We start from the raw sequence: 18,555 nt of genomic DNA on the forward strand, positions 1-18,555 counted from the left end.
AGGCATTGCATCGAGAAATGTAACGTTGCGAAACTTTGTTTATAAGACAGTTTTAGCGAGTGTTAAAAGCTTAATCATTTTTTATAAAAAGGCAGGGAATAGTCAAGTTTTTCCGTAAGCCTTGTTCGTCGTGACTAGCGTTGTAGAAGTTTGACAGCTTGTCTTTTGACACGAACAGCTAGTTGACATAAGTTGACTACTGGTATTTTCAAGGGCTTTGCACTGGGTGCAGTCTGCGATTAAGGGTGTGAGGAATTTGAGTGAACCAACAGAAGTTATCCCATTGGATGCGGTTGAGTTTTGCCGTGTCAGTCCTTGTAGCTTTCCCCGCCAAGGCTGACGTGGTACAAGAGAGCCAACACAGACTAAAGCCGCCCAATACTTCCAACTCTCAATCTCCCCTAACCGAAAGCCCCCGACTCAACGAAATTGCTACATCTGCCACTACGACTGTCACGGGAATTGACGGGACACCCACACAGAACGTGGTTCAACGTCAAAAAGGTCGGCTTCTGGGACTCACTCCATCACAGCCAGAAGCTATGCAGCCTAACACTTCCAACTCCCAATTTCCCATAACCCAAATTCCCCGACTCAACGAAATCGATCGCCCTGCTACCACTATTAATATTAAAGAGTGGTTGTCTCAATCTTCAACTCCCGTTCCCGATTCCCAATCCCCAATTCAGATAACGGGTGTGCGGCTCAATGCAACAGCAGATGGCATTGATGTCATCCTAGAAACGGCTGAAGGCAAAGCGATTGATGGTTCTACCTTCACTGAAGGAAACAACCTGATTGTTGACATTCCCAATGCACAGTTGCAGTTGCCAGAGGGTGAAGTGTTTCGTCAAGAAAACCCTGTCGAGGGCATTACTTCAATCGAGGTGGTTAATACAACTTCTGGCAGCGTGCGAGTCACAGTCACCGGAACCACAGGCGTACCAACGGCTTCGGTGGTTGCCAGCCAACAAGGTTTGATTTTGAGTCTGACGCAGCAGCCAGAACTAGAAGAAGAAATTGAAATCGTCGTAACAGCACAAAAACGACCTGAACTGGCTCAAGAAGTACCCCTTAGCCTGACAGTCATTCCTCAACAAACTTTAGAAGATGCCCAGATTGATTCGCTTCAAGAAATTGCTAACAACACGCCCAACTTCAGCTTTTTCCCAACCAATGCTGGAGGTTCTGACTTCAGCTATTACAGCATTCGGGGTCTGAACAACTTTAACTTTTTAGTTAGTCAGGATAGTGCTGGCTTCTACATTGATGATGTCCCCTTTGATTTCGGTGCTTTCTTAGACTTGGGATTGCTGGACTTGGAGCGAGTTGAGGTGCTGCGAGGACCGCAGAGTACGCTGTATGGTAGAAGTAGCCCTGCTGGGGTTGTCAACATCGTTTCTCGTGGGCCAACCAATTTTCCAGAGCTTCGCATCGCAGGAGGTTATGGTAACTATAACTTCCGGGAAGCACAACTCTCTTACAGTAATGCCATTATTCCCGATCGCCTAGCATTTCGATTAGCAGGAGCCTATCGAGCACGGGATGGTGTATTTGAGAATGAAACCCTCGATCGCACAGTGGGTGAACGCGAAGAACTTTTGGGACGGGCACAACTCTTGTGGACTCCCTCACGGGAATGGAATGTTTCATTCAACACTTATGTTAATGACACTAACGACGGCGATCCTGTATTTACACGGCAGGACGCTGACGATCCCTTTGAAACCTTTAAAGCGGTTGATGGATTCGTTCGACTCAACAGCAATACTCAAGCATTGAGAGTTGGCTACAACGGCACTGACTTTCGGGCAACCTCAATTACCGCACGGCGCTTCAGCAACCAAGAAGTCTTGTCGGGGGATAGTTTTGCTCCACCGCTTGATTTGGCCCGTTCGGTGATTGACTTCGACTCCACAGTATGGACGCAAGAAATTCGACTTCAGTCACCTGCAAATGCCGACCGATTCAAGTGGTTAATCGGTGGATATTACGAGTCTCGTGCATTTAATGTTGAGAATGATGCCTTTGAATATACCGCTCTTGGCGCAGCCCAGTTTGGCTTGCCGTCTGCTGGACAGAATCGAGTAATTGCCGAACAGGATCGCAATACATACGCGGTGTTTGGACAGATTGACTACAAGCCAATCGATCCCTTGACTCTATTTGTTGGGTTGCGGTATGAGACATCTAATTATGACTTGGATCGCCGTCGCATTTTTGAAGCGGCAGACAGTGTTACAATCTTAAATCCAAGAATTCAGACAGAAGACAGTAGCAGTGAAGTGATTCCCCGGTTTGGGCTGCAATATCGCTTTAGTCCGAATGCGATGGCGTATGCTACCGTCGCCAAAGGCTACCGACCGAGTGGATTCAACTATCGCGCCGATACGGAAGACATCCGGCGCTATCAGGAAGAAAAGACTTGGACTTACGAAGTTGGGATGAAATCTTCCTGGTTTGGCGATCGCCTAACCGCCAACCTCTCGTTTTTTCACAATGATGTTGACGGCTATCAGGTTTTGCTGGTTGACGATTTTGGCTTCTTTAGAAATATTGCCAGTGCTGATGTGAACGCAACCGGACTGGAATTTGAACTGGGCGCACAAGTGGCAAGAGGATTGGATATTACTGCTGGAGTGGGTTACGTCGATAGCCAATTTGCAAGGTACAGAAATCCCCTACTAGGAAGCGACTTCAGCGACAATCGCGTTCCCTTTGCACCGGACTTGACGTACAACTTAGCGTTGCAGTATCGCAGTCCTGGCGGTATTTTTGCCCGTGCTGAGTTGCGCGGCTATGGCACAACGTATTTTGATGATGCTAATCAGGTGAAGCAAGACCCTTATGCGATCGTCAATTTACGTCTAGGTTATGAATGGCCAAATTATGGTATTTATGTCTTTGCCAACAACTTATTTGACACTCGCTACATTACCTCTGGATTCCAATTTCCACCGCCTAATGTAACAGCAGGATTTGGTGAACCAGTCACCTATGGATTTCAAGTTCGCGCCAATTTTTAGGGGGAATGGGGAATGGGGAATGGGGAATGGGGAATGGGGAAATATCTTGATTCTTCCCTACTCCCTACTCCCCATCAATAGGAATGGGGAAGGAGAAATAGGTGTATCTCATTAAGTCTAAGAATCGCTATTGTTATGAGAAATAAACTAATTCTGCTTGCCAGTCTTTATATCTCCCAGTACATTCCAACAACGTTCTTCATCCAAACCGTTCCGGTGTTGATGCGACAACAGAATATGTCACTAGGCGCGATCGGTTTTTTGGGTTTCCTAATTATTCCGTCTGCCTTGAAGTTTCTCTGGTCGCCGCTGGTCGATCGCTACCGCCTGCCTAAATTAGGACATTATCGGGGTTGGATTATTGTTTTGCAAAGTTTGTTGATTGTAACGCTGCTGGTGACAGCTTCTCTGGATGTGCAGACAAACATTACCGGATTACTTGTCTGTATGTTTTTAGCTTTCTTATTTTCTTCCAGCCAAGATATTGCTACGGATGCTTTAGCAGTTAATTTACTCCAACCTCAAGAGCGTGGCATTGGCAACGCGATTCAATCTAGTGGCAATTTTTTGGGAGCTATTATTGGTGGCGGTACAGCTCTGATTTTACTGGAGAAAGCCGGATTTCAGACTACGCTGCTGACAATGGCGATCGCCTTGCTGCTGTGTTTAGTGCCTACGCTGTTCTATCAAGAACACAGTATTTCCCCTGTAAAATCTTTTACCCTGAAATCGTACTTTCAGCCATTCATCCGCTTCTTTTCTCGTCCAAACATGGGGTTATGGCTACTGGTGGTGCTGCTGTATATGATTAGCGAAAATGTTTCGGGTACGTTAATTCGTCCACTGCTGGTTGATCGCGGCTTGTCTTTATCTGACATTGGTTGGTTACTGGGTGTAGTCAGCTACGTTGCTAGAATCATCGCTGCGTTGATTGCAGGAGTGCTAATCGCACAGTGGGGGCGTAAGCGATCGCTTATTACCTTTGGTGTTATTGCCAACGTTGCTGCGCTGTTGTACATCTTACCGGCTGCTGGTGTTGCGAGTCCGTCCATCCTGTATACGGTGTGCATTCTCGTCAGTGGGTTACAAAGTATGGCATACACCGCCCTCCTCACCGCCATGATGGATCGCAGCAATCCTACTACCGCAGGTACTGATTATACGACTCAAATTTCCGTGGCGTTTGTGGGTGTGGTTGCTACCACAATTCTGGGTGGAATGGTGGCTGATGCGATCGGATATACAGCCACGTTAATCATCGGTGTAGTTGTGAGTTTATCGAGTTTGCTATGGATTCCCAAAGTATACAAAGACACTGTGCGGACGTAATGAAGACAGATGTTATAGATAGAACCACTCGAAATCGCCATTCTGCTTTATGAGAGCTATGACTGCGTTGGATGCGATCGCACTTCATAGGAACCGAGCGCAAGCAAGCTGTAGCAACTGTGTTGATTGTCAAGCGATCGCTTGCTTGAAAAAACTGCTGCCGTACTTCCATAACATCTGGCAAGTCTAGATCGAACCAGTGTACTTGACCATTATCCACCCGCTCAAAGCGCGTATTCAGTCCTGCACCAATCTCGATAACTGTTCCAAAGGGATGCTCCTTGAGGTAGCTGCGTACCCAGTTGTCGAGTATCATTCCCCGCAAACAGCACCCCACCTGAGAGCCTTTTGCAGGCGCAAATTTATCAAAATTGTAATCAATTGCCTCAAGAATTTGAGCCGATTTGAAGTCAGTAATAATAGGTTCAGCTTGCTTGAGTTCAACCGCTCTCGCCCAGACTGGAATCAGCAGAGTTTCTGAATGACACCGAGGTTAACTGGAGTTTTACTCACTAAGTGTAAGAGGGGGTTTGAACCCACATTCCGCCCTTTGACTGTCACAAGCGGATAATTGTGTGGAACTGAAGGCTAACACAGGCCAGTTCAATCGAGTGAAACGTTCTAGAGATGAGAGATGCTAACTTTTTTCGGGTGCTTGTTCTCAAAAAGCAGCAAGTAGCAATAAAAAGTCAAGTAACTGGCAACATAAAGTGAACTGTTTCCTATCAGGAAAAGCCTGATGCGTTAACTAAAAAGCTCGTCTACGCATCACTTTGCTGAAATAATTGTTGAAGTATTTCAATGACTTGAAGAACTCAGCACAATAGATAGTAGTCCCGGCAAGCTTGAGAGAAAAAGCGCAAAATCTTTAAGCGTTCATCGGTAAGATTGGCAATTTGCTCAACCCCATCAATCACTAACAAATGCACCGCTTGGAAACACTGAAATATCCAGCGGAGGGTGGGACGCTGAGTCGGCTTTTTTAATTGATTAGGGAGGCTTTCATCAGCTTGAACTAAGGCTTGACGTAAAGCTGCCTGTCCCAAGTTGTAGACCAACAGACACAATCCCATAACCATCCCTACAGCAGCAATGCGACCTGGGTCTTTCAGGAAAACACTATCAGCAAAAAACAGAGGGTCTTTGAGAAAGCTAAAGCCCCGTTCCGTACTCTGCTGCTCTTTGTACTCACTCAGGACTGCATCATTATTCAATTGTTCCTTGTCTAGGACATTGGTGGCGAGAATGAATCGTCCCGCTTGCTGTCTTTGTTGTTCTAGGACAGTTTCATTGACTACCAATGTGGCTTGAATGTGATAGGTTTTGTGAGTGGGTCGAGTTTGCTTTGCTGGTCTTCCCGGTTGGGAGTAATGGTCTTGCTCAATGATTTCTACTGCTTCTAGGGTGTGATATTTCAACTGCTTCATCCGCTTGAGGTTGTCGGCAGTGTACAAAGCACTATCTGCTATGTGTATTCCCTCAAAAGTCCACTGTTTCTGAAACTCCTCAAACAGATGGGCAAACTTTGTCTTGTCGTCTTGATTGCCATCTGCCATCTCTAAAAATAACGGTATACCACCCTCTCCACCACATATCAGATTCATCACGAATTGTTTGAGGTCACTTCTATGGTCACGAGAATATCCATACGTTAGGTGAATCGCTTTCGGCGCTACCTCAATTTCTACTCTTGTGCCATCTTCTGTCTTTTGAGTGACTACCACTTCGTCATTGGCTGTTTCATACTCGCCATGCAGATGAAATGAGGTCGAGTCTAAGTGCGCTGTCTCAATACTCACTCCAAACTTGGCGATAGCTTTCATGGCAATGCTGACGAAGCAACGGGTTAGTCCTGCCAGGAACAGTTCATCAAGCACTCGTCCCAGGCGGTCATCATTGAGATGTTCTGGCTTGACTCCGGTTCCAATCAGGTGTTCTGTAGCTTTCCCTTCAAAAAATCGACTAAATAAGTACAGTGGGGCTGACACAAAGCCCAGTCCGTTGAGAATCATTGCTTTGACCACAAGACCTGCACTGACTTTTTCTCGGCTGTCTTGCCCCAACCGCAGGTCTATTTGTTCCACCAGCCCGATTTCGTCAATAATACCTGCCACCAGACCCAAGTGGTCGAGGTTCATTACCTGCATTTCTGCTGCTTTCACACCCCCTCCCCAAGACTTAGCCCTTCCACTCCCGTTCAATTATCCTGTTTCGGCCAAAAAGCTGGCTAGGCTATCTTTAACTCCACTTACGTTGCGTTTGCCTCGATTGCCTCCACTAAATTATCTACTTGTGACAGTCAAAGGGCGGAATGTGGGTTTGAAAAGTGGTCGGCTGTAATTTTAAGCACCTGTCGATTCCCCCAGCCCTTTTTAAGGGGGATGCGAGGGGGATCTAAAATGTTTTGCTACCAACAGTGGTACTTTTCAAACATCCTCTAAATGCAGCCCTATCAAGAATGATGCCTTCCCATCAAGTTTCTAGATGCTCCAAACATCACTTGCTAACGAGATGAAACACACTCTCTTTGTCTGCCAATCTTGCCATCACTCCTCCAAAGAACAGCCCAAAGAGCAACCTGCTGATGGCACACGTTTACTCGAACAACTCAATACATTAGGTACGGAACACATCCAGTCCAACGAATTTGAAATTCAGCCCGTCGGCTGTTTATGGACCTGCGACAAACCCTGTGCTGTTGCCTTCTGTGCTCCCCAAAAACCTACCTATCTATTCACCACCTTACCAACCGATGAAACGGCTCCTGCCCTGCTCGAATTTGGCGATCGCTATCTCGATAGCAACACAGGCGACATTCCCTGGAAGCAGTTTCCTGAAGCATTGCAGTCGGTGAGTATTGCCAAGATTCCAGCAGTCGGTGAGTGAGTAGATGAGTAGACGAGGAAGAGGTGATTGTGTGCAGCACACGCTGCGCGATATTTCACTACCCTACTTTAACCGATCGCATAATCACTCATCTCCCGCACAAAAGGAGGATGAAATCCCAAAACAATATCATGTTTCGGCACACCTAAATTGACCAAATCAGCCGCAATATCATGCTCAGTTGAGTTGTAGAAAATCCAAATCTTCTCGTTACGAATATCTAAATGCATCACACAATGATGAACCCATCGCTTATGCTGCCAACCCAAATGCACAATTTGATAGTGATTACGGGCAGTATCAAAAATTGTCTCTACCTCAATTTCTCCGTAGGCAGGTTTAATTTCTGCATACCTCAGTAAAAGCTGCTGCACAATCTGCTGATATTGAGTTATTTTATCGCTTAGTTTTTCCATAATCTGCAACGGATCATGAGTCACAGTCCATCCATCTTTTACTAAAGCAGTTTTGACGATCTGATGAAATCGATCTCTAGCCACTATTCAGTCATTACTTCCCATAGAACCGAATTCTTGACATAACCTATGATAACTCGCTCCCATTGGCCCCTTCTGCGTCTACTTCGCTATGCCAAACCCTATCATGTGCAAGTTTGGGGGGCAGTCGTCTGCTCCATCCTTCGCACCTTGCTCGACCTCGCCCCCCCCTATCTGATTGGCGTTGCCATCGATGTTGTCGTTGAGCGAGAAGCTTCATTGCTCGCTCAATTGGGCATTCAAAACCCGCTGACTCAACTGCTGGTGCTGTCTATCCTGACGATCGCCGTCTGGGGTTTAGAATCTCTCAGTCAGTACGCCGCCGAAAAACTTTGGCAAAACCTGGGTCAAACCCTCCAGCACGAACTGCGCGTTGATACCTACAACCACCTGCAAGAACTCGAACTCGCCTACTTTGAAGACCGCAGCACCGGCACGCTGCTGTCGATTCTCAACGACGACATTAACCAGCTAGAGCGCTTCCTCAACTTTGGTGCTCTGTACTTAATCAGCTTTTTCACGCGGGTGTCTGCCGTTGGCATCAGCTTTGTGCTGCTGGCTCCGGGCATTGCCTGGTTAGCGATGTTCAAGAAAGCGATGCCTACCGTCGCAGCAATAAACGGGCGATCGCTCTCAGCGTTGCCTACAACGGTCGCCATCCCGTTTTGAAACATCTTTCTTTATCCGTTCCGGCGGGTCAAACCATCGGCATTGTCGGGGCAACCGGGTCAGGTAAAAGTACCCTTGTTAAGCTCTTTCTCAGGTTTATGGAATTTATGCCCGATTGTGGCGGGTGCAGTCGGGTGTTGGATTGGCTAAACCCCTGGCAACGGGCGAATGATTGGAATCGAGGCGATTACCTACGGTACGCTACGCGATCGCTCTTGCGTGAGAAATTGCGAACCATGAATATTGCGCTTCCTCAAGACCATTCAATCGTTTGTCGAGCAATAAGTCATTAAGGGGGATTACAGCAATTGAGTGATATACTAATGGAAATTTGTCGGTTCTAACGGGGAGCAGCCGTTAGAGGTAACGGGGAAAGTTCGGTGTAAATCCGGCGCTGTCCCGCAACTGTAATGAGATTTATGTCTCTAAGTCAGAATGCCCGCCGAAGGTGAAAAAATTACGTCCATCTGCGAGGTACAGATGAATAAACTCATGAATAGTTTCACAATCAGTCAATTTCACGTCCCCATAGTGCCAGAAATACGCTACACATCACATCTGGCGATCGCGTTTGATTAGGCGTTAGTTGCTATAGCGTTAATAATTTTTCAATCGCTGTGTTGCAGTCGTGTTTCCTTACGCCGCACTGTCAGCGAAGAATTTCTCTGAGGCAATACGGCGCAATGCGTATGGCTTACTCCACTTTTTGGATTACCCAATAAGTTCAATGATGAACGCACAGCATACTTTATTTGTTTGCACAACTTGTGCCAGTATTTGGCAAGATGGAAAGCGTGTTGGTGAAAGTGGGGGTCAACAACTCCTCAAACAGCTTCAGCACCTCGCACAAGATTGGGACTTACAAAATCAATTTCAAATTCAGGCGGTTGAATGCATGAGTGCTTGCAATCGTCCCTGCGTTATTGCTTTTGTTGCTGCCGGAAAATCAACGTATTTATTTGGGGATTTACCCGTTGATGAGAGTGCCTCTGCTATCCTGAAATGTGCCAATCAATACTACGCAAAATCCGATGGTTCATTGCCTTGGTCAGAGCGACCTAAACTGCTAAGAAATGGCATTCTGGCACGGATTCCGACCATCAGTAAGTGGGACAAGTTAAGCGTAACTCGTGGAGCAGATAATTGCTCTGATTGCCACGATTGAACCTGTTAATTTCCTGAGAATTCAATTTCTGCGCTATTCATTGATGTTGAAGAGCTGCTCTTATACCAATTTCATAAAACAGTGCAACACTTAGAAGATCCCCCTAAATCCCCCTTAAAAAGGGGGACTTTGAATCCTCAATTTGTTCCCCTCTTAAAAAAGGGACTTTGAATCCCCAATTTGTTCCCCCCTTAAAAAGGGGGGCTAGGGGGGATCTGATCTGTAGCGTCATTAAAGGAAACTGGTATTAGCTCCTCATCCATTCCTTCGCCCTTACAACTCATTAAAAGGAAGAAAAACAATGGTCATTCAAACCGCAACATTAGGCTATCCTCGCATCGGAAAAAATCGCGAAGTTAAAAAAGCATTAGAAGGTTTTTGGAGTGGAAAATTAGACTCAGAATCCCTACTGCAAACCGTGCGCCAAGTTGAAGAAAGCAACTGGCAAACACAACTCCAGGCAGGTATCGATCGCATCGGCATAGGCGACACTACACTCTACGACTCTGTTCTAGATTGGTCAGTTTATTTGGGATTAATTCCAGAACGATTTCAACATCTATCCGGTTTAGAGCAATACTTTGCAATGGCACGGGGTAAAGAAGGAATTCCCGCCCTAGAAATGACCAAGTGGTTTGATACCAACTACCACTACCTCGTACCGGAAATTTCAGCACAACTGCTATCGGCTGATTTTAGTGACGTTTTAGAAACGGTTCATCGTGCTCAGCAAATTTTAGGGCAACGGGCAGTTCCGATTATATTAGGACCGGTCACACTCTTGCGATTGAGTCGGTTGGAAGTGCCAATTTCAGAGCTTGTCAGCCCTTTGTGCGATCGCTACCTAAACCTACTGCTAGCACTCAAACCCTTGGGTGTAGAAGAAGTGCAAATCCACGAACCCGCTCTTGTTTTGGGAGACGCCACTAACTTTAAAGAATACTATGAATCGATTTATGCTTCACTGGCGAAAGTAGGTTTACCTCTGCATCTCGTTACCTATTTTGACGATTTGGGTGAAAATTATCCTTGGGTTGTGCAATTACCCGTTTCCAGCATCAGTTTAGACTTCACTCGCGGACGCAATCTAGAACTCATCAAACACTATGGGTTTCCCGCCGATAAACGCCTCGGTGTGGGGATTGTGGATGCGCGAAACATCTGGCAAATTCGACCCGATCGCCTCTTACCTATCCTAGAAGAAATTCAACCCATTACCTCTAACTTATCGATTCAACCCTCTGCATCCCTACAGTTTGTTCCCTACGATGCCACACGGGAAACTAAGTTACCGGAACCGTTGCGAAATGTGCTGAGTTTTGCCGAACAAAAACTACAAGAAGTTGTATTTCTGGCACGAACGGCAGCAGGTGAAGATTTGAAACAAGAGCGAGAATCAATTCAGGCAAGCTGGCAAGTTTTTGAGCAATTCAGCCCAGCTAATCAAGTTGTTCAAGACAGGTTGAAGAACCTGAAGATGGACGATTTTCAGCGCTCGTTGTCCTATTCTTTGCGTTTATCTGAGCAAATTCCGCTGCCACCTTTACCCACAACCACAATCGGTTCTTTCCCTCAAACGTCCGAAGTGCGCCAATTGCGGGTGAAATACAAACGTGGGGAATTAACTTTAGCCCAGTATCACCAGAGCATTGATACTCAAATTGCCCAATGTATCAAAATTCAGGAAGAAATTGGCTTAGATGTGTTGGTGCATGGGGAATTTGAGCGCACTGATATGGTGGAATATTTCGGTCAGCAATTGTCTGGATTTGCCTTTACCGAGCATGGCTGGGTGCAGAGTTATGGCAGTCGTTGCGTTCGTCCACCGATTATTTATGGGGATGTTGTACGAACTGAACCGATGACAGTACGAGAGTTTAAAGTAGCTCAATCTTTGACAGAAAAACCTGTAAAAGGAATGCTCACAGGTCCGGTGACAATGATAAATTGGTCGTATCCCCGCACGGATATTGCTCGTCAAGAACAAGCTTTTCAAATTGCTTTGGCGTTGCGAGATGAGGTAGCGGATTTGGAAGCTGCAGGTGCAAAAATAATTCAAATAGATGAACCGGCTTTACGTGAAGGTTTACCATTGAAAACCGAACGTTGGAATGAATATCTATCTTGGGCAGTGGATTCATTTAAATTAAGTGCAGGAATCGCCAAGCCAGAGACACAAATTCATACCCATATGTGCTACTCAGAGTTTGGCGATATTATCACCGATATCGAACGGTTAGATGCGGATGTATTGTCGATTGAAAATAGCCGTAGTAACAATGAAACGCTGTATGAATTGACAGATGGCGGCTACTCAAAACAGGTAGGCAATGGGGTTTATGACGTGCATAGTCCTGCTATTCCTAACACTGAACAAATATTGTCACAATTGCGGACTGGAATTGCTAATTTACCCGTAAAACAGATTTGGGTGAATCCAGATTGTGGTTTGAAAACCCGTCGTTGGGAAGAGGTGGTTCCTTCGCTCAAGAGCATGGTGCAAGCGACAAAAATTCTGCGGGAGGAAACGAATGCGTCCGGAAAGTAGTGTCTGGCAGGGCAACTTTGGCTACTGGCAAAATCGATTCATTCAGCAAAACATCTTGCTGATCGGATACACTGCCTGGAACGGTTATCTGAACACAGGTCAGGGAATAGTGGTATGCAATGTTGTAGATACTATCTCTTCGGTGCTCGATTGGGAGGTAGATAGCGTGACCTTTCATCAGGAATTCATTCCTCAAGCGCAAGTAGAAGCGTATCTACAAGCACTGGAACTGCAACTAGAGGCAGTCACAGCATTATTGAAGGCAATTACCACCTACGATCCGAATCAAGCGATCGTGCTTCTGGTTATCGGTAATGGTGTAGTCGATATCAACCTGCTAAACAACCTCAAGATTTCCCCTGCTGACTGTTATGCACAGGTGCAACACCGTTGGATAGAATTCAACCTGACTTAACCCCCTAAAGGAGGCACTCATGAATGAAACGCCCGATATGCTGGACTGGCAGCAAGAGTTTGAAGAGTTTCAACCGGCTGTTGCTGAATTTTGGGATCTACTGCTTAACAATATTTGTGTTGTCGGTGGCTGGATTTTTCTGAGCCATTTATGGGGTAGTGGTCTTTTGTGGAGTATTTACTCCATTACGCTTAGTAGACATCTCCGAAATATAATTAAAAACCGAAAATAAAGTGGTAATATTATAATTTACTTTTTAATTTTTACAGTAAAATGAGTAATATACCAGAGTACCTTGAAAAAAATCAACAAGAAAGTAAACGATTAATTGGACTAGAGTACGAACAGTTACAGCAATTAATAGCTGCCGCTGAATTATTACATCAACAGAAAGATATCGAGATTGAGCAAAGAAAAGTAAGGATAAACAAGGCAGGAGGAGGTAGAAGACCAAAACTATCAGTCAAAGACCAAATAATATTAACTTTGGTATATCTACACCCGGAGCCAACATTCCAGATGCTAGGAGTCCAGTTCGGAGTTAGTGAATCAACAGCGAATGACATATTTCACTACTGGTCAGAGCTATTGAGGGAATTGCTGCCTGCTAGTCTGCTGGAACAAGTAAAAAAAAATCCCGGTGAGTATAAATGGGTGCAAGAAATTCTCGCCGAGTTGGAGTTAATAGTGGATAGCTGTGAACAGCCAATACCGAGACCCAAGGACTATCAAGAACAAAAAAAGTTTTATTCAGGCAAAAAGAAAAACCATACTTTGAAAAATCAATTAATTGTCACACCAAATGGACAAGAGATTGTAGATGTTATAGTGGGAAAGCCAGGGCCGACTAGCGACATAAATATTTGGAGAGAAGGTCAATCCAAGTTAGCTCCAACACAAAAATTCAAAGGAGATAAAGGCTATATAGGAGAAGTCCAAATAGAAACTCCTCAAAAAAAGCCGAGAGCCAGGGAATTAAGCCAAGAAGAAAAACAAAAAAATCGAGAGAAAGCGAGTGAGAGAATATTTGTTGAACACGTAATTAGATTACTAAAGATTTTCCGTGTAGCCCAAGAAAGGTTTCGCCTAAGAGCCAAGAGTTATCAGAGAATAATTCTTCTAGTGTGTGGATTAGTCAGATTAAGGATTGGGACGTTATTTATAAATAGCTCAGTCTGCGACTAAATCGATAAACATTTTAGATAAAAAATAGATATATTTGGGATAATTATTGATTTGAATTAGCTGTAGCCCTAATAAAAACGTTGAAATGGTTCAAATTACCCGGCTGCGTTAAATACTTCAAAAGCAGTCAGAGACTGCTTTTGGCTATTTTCGGAGATGTCTAATGCTCCTGATTGCCTATAGTTGCACCCCAACACCAGATGACTCAACCTCCTCGCCTGCTGGATCGAGTTCGCCAAGCTATCCGTCTCAAACATTTCAGTCTCAAAACCGAAAAGTCTTACCTGTACTACATTAAAGATTTTATTCTCTTTCACAACAAACGTTATCCTAGAGAAATGGGCGTAGAGGAGATTCGAGCTTACTTGTCCCATCTTGCTATTGAGCGGAATGTTGCTGCTTTGACCCAGAATGTAGCGCTGAGCGCGCTGCTGTTTTTATACCGTCAAGTCCTAGAGCTTGATTTGCCCTACATTTGCAAGCGATCGTTGGGCCTGTTATTCGTCCTTGATCGCCTCCAAGTGCAGGAAAATCAAACGACTGTCGCTCATCACCGGCATGGCGATCGTTTTTCTGTCAGGGTTATAGCCGAGATCGGCAAGTTGATGAAACCCCGTCAGGACCTCTTGCACCTCACCCTCCGCCGAGATGCGAAGTAATCTTCCGGCCGGCCAATCGGTAGCAAAGTAGTGCTTCCCGATGGCGATAACTCCATCAAAGCTTGCTATCGGATGGCCTTTACCAACAGGAGACAGTTTGCGTGTAGCTAGCTCTGCCTTTTGAAGGGTCCCCGGATGCTTGACGGCAAATGTGGCAGGGTCTGTCATCGGGCCCCATGTCGCGATGATAAGGTTATTGCCCTCAACAATCAGCCCGTTGGGATTTTCCAATTCCTCTCCTTCGAGCCATACTTCAGCTTCGCGTTCACCGTTTAGCCGGTAGATACGGTTGGCTTCAAAATCCGAGACAAACAAGTCGCCGTTAGGTGCGGCTGCCACATCGTTAAGAAATTTGGAATTCGGAATTTCGATTGTGCGAAGGATTATTGCCCTCTGAACATCGATTTCATGGACACCGGCACGATCGGCAACGTAGAGCAGATTACCAACTGCAGCGATACCTGTCGGGGCATCCATGCCATCAACCCACCGCGCATCGAGTAGTTTCCCATTCTCATCGTATCGTGTTAGCCACCCAAAACCGTCACGCGCCAAAGAAAGGCCACCACCCAGGTTCGACACAAACCAAGTGCGGCTTTCGGCATGCCAAAATGCCGCCTCGGGTGCATCAAGGGGATTTCCTTTTGTTTCGGCAGACTTCGCTGCTGCTAGTAGCAGGGCAATAAACAGCGCCAGGATGGCGATTATTCTCTTCATGCTCAACCTCCTTCATTTATTCTGGCTTGTGATTTGGAGCCCAACGTAGCTCCGCTCAGTTGCCTGCCGCGGGCGGGAGCGGGTCGCACGGCAAGAGAACCCTACCCAACGCCCGCGTCGCCGATCAACTGCAACGGTTGGTTAGGTGCCGTCGTTCAGGGGACCCCAAATACGAAACCTGAAATTCGGACCAGAGGCAGGGTCCAACACCACGCGGCCCGTTCTACCGTCGTCCAATACTATCGTGAATTCGCAAGTGGATATGTCGAAACCAGCGATTGCCGTTGGCTTGAAAACACCGATGTCGCTCTTTTCGGATTCGGTCGTCGGTGGTGTCGGCAAGTCTGCGAGTCCAATGCCGACTTGCTCCTCACCGCGAAACAGGCGTGCAAAGACATCTTGTTCCATGAGGCACCTAACGGCAAAATGCAGCGGTTGCAGATCACCTCAAACACCACACCGATCACACTCGACAATCCGCTGCCATGACGTGTTAGCTGGCGATCGCTTTCAGTACTCCTGAGATCGTAATTAAGAACGCTCCAATAGTTCCTGCCGGTTCAGAATCTGAATGATATCAATATCGATAGTAGAATTCCACCATCCAGCCAATAAAGCACGATGCATGCGATCTCACATTTGAACTTACATCCACTCACTTTCAACCGTGAACCGTAGGGAGTATTTTTTTGCTTTGCTGCGCTGATGTGCGATCGCAACTTTCTCCTGAGCTTCCTCCAGGGGCAGGGCAACCACAAAACTCCGTCCTAGTTGGTGAGTGTGAATCATGACCTGAATCGCCAGATCCTTCGGCAGCTCAAACACCTGCTCCAGTACTTCCACCACAAACTCCATGGTTGTTACGTTGTCGTTATGCAGATACACCGGAACAACCGGGGAATGTTCCCAGGGCCATTCTGGAATAGCCAGGGACTGTTCTGCCGACAGGTACGGGGAGGGGACGAACCGAAGGTTTTGCAGGGGCTTCACAGGTTTTTGAGACAGGTTACTGTGCCCGCAGCGGGTGCAGACCCAGGAGCGCTTTGGCTTGCGGTTTCTGAGCAGGGGCGTGATGAACGATCGCCGAGGGGTGAGGCTTTCGTAAATGTGGCGTCCGCCGCAGCGGGGGCAGGCGTCGGGGAAAATCTCCAGGTATTCCTCCAGAGTTTGGGGACTACCCTGAGCCAGAATACGCCGGGTGCGATCGCGCCGCTGGCTCCCACTCTGGCCCGACTGAGCCAGGGGGTCAGGTTCGGAATGGTCCCACTCAAATTTGATGGCATTCACCAGAAAAATCAGCAGCAGTAACCCCATCAGTATGATAAACCAGAGCATCAGAACCTCCTTTCTCTCGACTGCTCACCCCAATCCAATGTCTGAATGTCTTGTTTGAGTGGAAGATTCATCCCTCCGAACGGATGGTAGTTTTGCCAAAGGTCATGAACACCAGGGTGGTGCCCGCAGGACCGCGATAGGCTCCTTCGCCGTGGCAGAGGCAGCAGGCGAGGGCGGTGAGTTCCCAGGCTTCCAGTTCAGAGCAGTGGAGTTTGCGGGTGGTGAGCCGTTCTACCCCTTGGGCTTCGCCGTAGTCCCGCAGGGTGCGGGCATGGTTCTGCAGGGCGGGCACCACGGAGGGATGATCCCACCCCCAGAGCCAGGTGCCATCCTGGGTGTTGTAGGTGCCGATGATTTGCACCGGGGCGGTGATGCTCTGACCTCGGGGGTTGGTGAACAGGATGGTGCCCTGGTCCTGATCGACCTCCCAATTGCATTGTCCCAGCATCCAGAGGTTGTTGTGGGCTTGGGTTTTGAAGCGCAGTTCTGCCATGCTGCGGGCCAGTAGAGTGGGGTAGTCCGGTGGTTCAGGATTCATGAATTTTCCTCCCTCCGTTGGAGCCGTCTTAGCAGTTCAGCTTTCTTATCGAGCACCCAGGGGGCGGCCTTGGGGGGCTTTGTGCGGGAGTCAATATCGAGGAGGCTGTCGTAGCTGCTCAAGGCTTCTTCGTATCGACCCAATTGCTCCAGAAGCAGAGCTTGATTGTGCCAGCAGCTATCGTTGTCGGGGTCGATTGCCAGTGCCCGCCCATAACTGATGACAGCCTCTTCCAGTCGTTGCAGATTGGTTAGCAGCAATGCCCGGTTATACCAGCAGCCCACATCACTGGGGTCAACGGCTAAGGAACGATCGAAACTTGCCAGTGCTGCTTCTGCCCTATCCGAGCGAGTGCTGAGCAACAGCGCTCGCTTGTACCAGAGTTGAGCCTTTTCTGGATAGTTTTCTAAAGCCCGATCATAATTTTCTAATAGCAGAGTAAAAATGTCCTGCTGTGCATAATTCAACTTTCCTAAGGCATCATTAACCGCCAGATCGTGCCAGTCGGGATTTAGCTCAAAGGCTTTTTGATAGGCGGCAAGGGCTTCTTCATAGCGCTCGGACTGCATCAAAACGTCGCCCTTTCGTCTCCAGATCCAATCTGGGGTTTCGCCATAGGGGTTAGGGCTATTATCACCTTCAGAAAATTCGCTGAGTTGCTGATCATAGGCATCCAGAAGCTCCTGTTCTCGGCCTAAAAGGGCATGGGCTTTGAATCGATTTTCCTGGGCTGTGGCTTCCAAAAAGAAAGCCTGGTTGTAGGTATCAATGGCCTCTTCATAACGCCCCAGACTGAAAAGAATGTTGCCCTTTTCTCCGTAATAAGACCCCAGGGTCTGGTCGTTTTCTGGATCGTCCTCTGCCTCTAAAAGGGCGATCGCCTCGTCGTAGCTGGCGATCGCATCTTCTGGTCGCCCCAGGTGAGCCAACAGGCTACCCCGGTTTGACCACAGACCGCTGTAATCCAGCACCTCTACGTCAGGCAGATCCGCAAAGCCCTCAAGGGCCCGTTCGTAGCTTTCAATGGCTTCTGTAAAACGCTGGAGGTCATGCCGTGCTGCGGCTCTACAGGCCCAGGTCTGGCTGTGGTCTGGGTCAAAGGACAGGATGCGATCGCAGGAAACAAGCGCTTCGGCATAATCTCCGGTTTCCCTCTGCTGTGTGGCTAGCTCGTACCAGGCATCGAGGTGTTCGGGGTCTAGCTCAACGGCCTGCTGAAATAGAGAGAGTGCGTCCTGGCGGGTAGACCAATCTTCCAGTGCAGCTAACCCGGCATGATAACAGGCCTCAGCGCTTGAATCCGGTGGCAACCCGTTACTCATACCGTTTGTACCTCCTCCTGTTGGGAAAGGAGATGCACCACTCCCGCCGGATCTGAGATCCAGTGGCCGCGAAAGTCGCCATAGTGGAAAGAACCAGGAAAGGAACTAAGAGAATGAGAAAAACTCGTTCCCTTGTCAACACGCAATTGTAGTAAACATAAACGAGCATTAACTGATTGAGTGTAAAGCTAACTATGCTTCTGGAGGTTCGTCCCTGATGGGGGTGAAGCAGAACAAAAATCACTGCCCGTACAGGAATCAGCA

15 protein-coding genes, 4 pseudogenes and 1 riboswitch are annotated in these 18,555 nt (G+C 47.3%); of the genes and pseudogenes, 11 read left to right on the top strand and 8 right to left on the bottom strand.

Annotated elements, in window-relative coordinates; genetic code table 11:
• Positions 1 to 542 precede the first annotated feature (542 nt).
• From MIC7113_RS14985 to MIC7113_RS39245, 3 genes are all read left to right on the top strand, one after another.
• Entirely contained in the window at positions 543 to 3,026 is a 2,484-nt protein-coding gene (locus MIC7113_RS14985; RefSeq protein ID WP_315889686.1) for a TonB-dependent receptor domain-containing protein, read from the top strand.
• Positions 3,027 to 3,161: 135 nt separating this feature from the next.
• A complete protein-coding gene (locus MIC7113_RS14990) occupies positions 3,162 to 4,355 on the top strand; it encodes an MFS transporter (RefSeq protein WP_015183006.1) in 1,194 nt (397 codons plus the stop codon).
• Positions 4,356 to 4,404: 49 nt separating this feature from the next.
• Complete coding sequence (locus MIC7113_RS39245) at positions 4,405 to 4,545, top strand: hypothetical protein (RefSeq protein WP_228695383.1); 141 nt, start codon at positions 4,405 to 4,407, stop codon at positions 4,543 to 4,545.
• Positions 4,546 to 5,170: 625 nt separating this feature from the next.
• Here the strand turns inward: MIC7113_RS39245 and MIC7113_RS14995 are convergent.
• Positions 5,171 to 6,502 (bottom strand): IS1634 family transposase, encoded by a 1,332-nt coding sequence (locus MIC7113_RS14995; RefSeq protein ID WP_015181194.1) that lies wholly within the window; start codon positions 6,500 to 6,502, stop codon positions 5,171 to 5,173.
• Positions 6,503 to 6,866: 364 nt separating this feature from the next.
• Here MIC7113_RS14995 and MIC7113_RS15000 point away from each other — a divergent pair, with 364 nt between their 5' ends.
• A complete protein-coding gene (locus tag MIC7113_RS15000; protein ID WP_015183007.1) occupies positions 6,867 to 7,241 on the top strand; it encodes a DUF1636 family protein in 375 nt (124 codons plus the stop codon).
• Positions 7,242 to 7,309: 68 nt separating this feature from the next.
• Here the strand turns inward: MIC7113_RS15000 and MIC7113_RS15005 are convergent, their stop codons facing one another.
• Together MIC7113_RS15005 and MIC7113_RS39250 are read right to left on the bottom strand one after the other, a co-directional pair.
• On the bottom strand, positions 7,310 to 7,657 hold the full coding sequence (locus MIC7113_RS15005; protein ID WP_041780863.1) for a XisI protein: 348 nt from the start codon (positions 7,655 to 7,657) through the stop codon (positions 7,310 to 7,312).
• Positions 7,658 to 7,666: 9 nt separating this feature from the next.
• Positions 7,667 to 7,741 (bottom strand): annotated as a pseudogene (locus tag MIC7113_RS39250) (element excision factor XisH family protein); the annotation flags it as partial.
• A gap of 45 nt (positions 7,742 to 7,786) precedes the next feature.
• On the opposite strand from MIC7113_RS39250, the pseudogene MIC7113_RS15010 reads away from it, so the two are divergent.
• From MIC7113_RS15010 to MIC7113_RS38135, 7 genes and pseudogenes are all read left to right on the top strand, one after another.
• Positions 7,787 to 8,511, top strand: a pseudogene (locus tag MIC7113_RS15010) (ABC transporter transmembrane domain-containing protein); the annotation flags it as partial.
• Positions 8,512 to 8,725: 214 nt separating this feature from the next.
• A riboswitch (cobalamin riboswitch) is annotated at positions 8,726 to 8,868 on the top strand.
• Positions 8,869 to 9,134: 266 nt separating this feature from the next.
• The gene (locus MIC7113_RS15015; RefSeq protein WP_015183009.1) at positions 9,135 to 9,572 is read left to right on the top strand and encodes a DUF1636 family protein; all 438 of its coding nucleotides are present in this window, start codon (positions 9,135 to 9,137) and stop codon (positions 9,570 to 9,572) included.
• 301 nt (positions 9,573 to 9,873) lie between these two features.
• Positions 9,874 to 12,120 carry a 5-methyltetrahydropteroyltriglutamate--homocysteine S-methyltransferase gene (gene metE, locus MIC7113_RS15020; protein ID WP_015183010.1) on the top strand — a complete coding sequence of 749 codons (2,247 nt, stop codon included), beginning with the start codon at positions 9,874 to 9,876 and terminating at the stop codon, positions 12,118 to 12,120.
• Positions 12,104 to 12,535 (top strand): hypothetical protein, encoded by a 432-nt coding sequence (locus tag MIC7113_RS15025; RefSeq protein WP_015183011.1) that lies wholly within the window; start codon positions 12,104 to 12,106, stop codon positions 12,533 to 12,535. Before metE ends, MIC7113_RS15025 begins: the two co-directional genes overlap by 17 nt.
• An 82-nt stretch (positions 12,536 to 12,617) precedes the next feature.
• Positions 12,618 to 12,731: pseudogene (locus MIC7113_RS39255) on the top strand (fatty acid desaturase); the annotation flags it as partial.
• 77 nt (positions 12,732 to 12,808) lie between these two features.
• Positions 12,809 to 13,720 (top strand): IS5/IS1182 family transposase, encoded by a 912-nt coding sequence (locus tag MIC7113_RS15035; RefSeq protein WP_015180904.1) that lies wholly within the window; start codon positions 12,809 to 12,811, stop codon positions 13,718 to 13,720.
• 200 nt (positions 13,721 to 13,920) lie between these two features.
• Positions 13,921 to 14,127: pseudogene (locus MIC7113_RS38135) on the top strand (site-specific integrase); the annotation flags it as partial.
• A gap of 90 nt (positions 14,128 to 14,217) precedes the next feature.
• On the opposite strand, the gene MIC7113_RS38140 reads toward MIC7113_RS38135, so the two are convergent.
• The 5 genes from MIC7113_RS38140 to MIC7113_RS15065 form a co-directional block, all read right to left on the bottom strand.
• The gene (locus tag MIC7113_RS38140; protein WP_015183012.1) at positions 14,218 to 15,096 is read right to left on the bottom strand and encodes an SMP-30/gluconolactonase/LRE family protein; all 879 of its coding nucleotides are present in this window, start codon (positions 15,094 to 15,096) and stop codon (positions 14,218 to 14,220) included.
• Between the two features lie 141 nt (positions 15,097 to 15,237).
• Complete coding sequence (locus MIC7113_RS15050) at positions 15,238 to 15,504, bottom strand: hypothetical protein (RefSeq protein WP_015183013.1); 267 nt, start codon at positions 15,502 to 15,504, stop codon at positions 15,238 to 15,240.
• Between the two features lie 237 nt (positions 15,505 to 15,741).
• Positions 15,742 to 16,431: an ATP-dependent Clp protease adaptor ClpS gene (locus tag MIC7113_RS15055; RefSeq protein WP_015183014.1), complete on the bottom strand. Its 690-nt coding sequence runs from the start codon at positions 16,429 to 16,431 to the stop codon at positions 15,742 to 15,744.
• Between the two features lie 67 nt (positions 16,432 to 16,498).
• A complete protein-coding gene (locus MIC7113_RS15060) occupies positions 16,499 to 16,969 on the bottom strand; it encodes a DUF6882 domain-containing protein (protein ID WP_015183015.1) in 471 nt (156 codons plus the stop codon).
• Entirely contained in the window at positions 16,966 to 18,291 is a 1,326-nt protein-coding gene (locus tag MIC7113_RS15065) for a tetratricopeptide repeat protein (protein ID WP_015183016.1), read from the bottom strand. Before MIC7113_RS15065 ends, MIC7113_RS15060 begins: the two co-directional genes overlap by 4 nt.
• Between the last annotated feature and the right edge of the window lie 264 nt (positions 18,292 to 18,555).

Source organism: Allocoleopsis franciscana PCC 7113 (assembly GCF_000317515.1).
GTDB classification, from domain to species: Bacteria; Cyanobacteriota; Cyanobacteriia; order Cyanobacteriales; family Coleofasciculaceae; genus Allocoleopsis; species Allocoleopsis franciscana.

Bases quoted from the DNA above. Each gene is read 5' to 3' on its own strand.
- MIC7113_RS14985 (WP_315889686.1), top strand. From the start codon at position 543: ATGCAGCCTAACACTTCCAACTCCCAATTTCCCATAACCCAAATTCCC.
- MIC7113_RS14990 (WP_015183006.1), top strand. From the start codon at position 3,162: ATGAGAAATAAACTAATTCTGCTTGCCAGTCTTTATATCTCCCAGTAC.
- MIC7113_RS39245 (WP_228695383.1), top strand. From the start codon at position 4,405: ATGAGAGCTATGACTGCGTTGGATGCGATCGCACTTCATAGGAACCGA.
- MIC7113_RS14995 (WP_015181194.1), bottom strand. From the start codon at position 6,502: ATGCAGGTAATGAACCTCGACCACTTGGGTCTGGTGGCAGGTATTATT.
- MIC7113_RS15000 (WP_015183007.1), top strand. From the start codon at position 6,867: ATGAAACACACTCTCTTTGTCTGCCAATCTTGCCATCACTCCTCCAAA.
- MIC7113_RS15005 (WP_041780863.1), bottom strand. From the start codon at position 7,657: ATGGAAAAACTAAGCGATAAAATAACTCAATATCAGCAGATTGTGCAG.
- MIC7113_RS15015 (WP_015183009.1), top strand. From the start codon at position 9,135: ATGATGAACGCACAGCATACTTTATTTGTTTGCACAACTTGTGCCAGT.
- metE (WP_015183010.1), top strand. From the start codon at position 9,874: ATGGTCATTCAAACCGCAACATTAGGCTATCCTCGCATCGGAAAAAAT.
- MIC7113_RS15025 (WP_015183011.1), top strand. From the start codon at position 12,104: ATGCGTCCGGAAAGTAGTGTCTGGCAGGGCAACTTTGGCTACTGGCAA.
- MIC7113_RS15035 (WP_015180904.1), top strand. From the start codon at position 12,809: ATGAGTAATATACCAGAGTACCTTGAAAAAAATCAACAAGAAAGTAAA.
- MIC7113_RS38140 (WP_015183012.1), bottom strand. From the start codon at position 15,096: ATGAAGAGAATAATCGCCATCCTGGCGCTGTTTATTGCCCTGCTACTA.
- MIC7113_RS15050 (WP_015183013.1), bottom strand. From the start codon at position 15,504: ATGGAACAAGATGTCTTTGCACGCCTGTTTCGCGGTGAGGAGCAAGTC.
- MIC7113_RS15055 (WP_015183014.1), bottom strand. From the start codon at position 16,431: ATGCTCTGGTTTATCATACTGATGGGGTTACTGCTGCTGATTTTTCTG.
- MIC7113_RS15060 (WP_015183015.1), bottom strand. From the start codon at position 16,969: ATGAATCCTGAACCACCGGACTACCCCACTCTACTGGCCCGCAGCATG.
- MIC7113_RS15065 (WP_015183016.1), bottom strand. From the start codon at position 18,291: ATGAGTAACGGGTTGCCACCGGATTCAAGCGCTGAGGCCTGTTATCAT.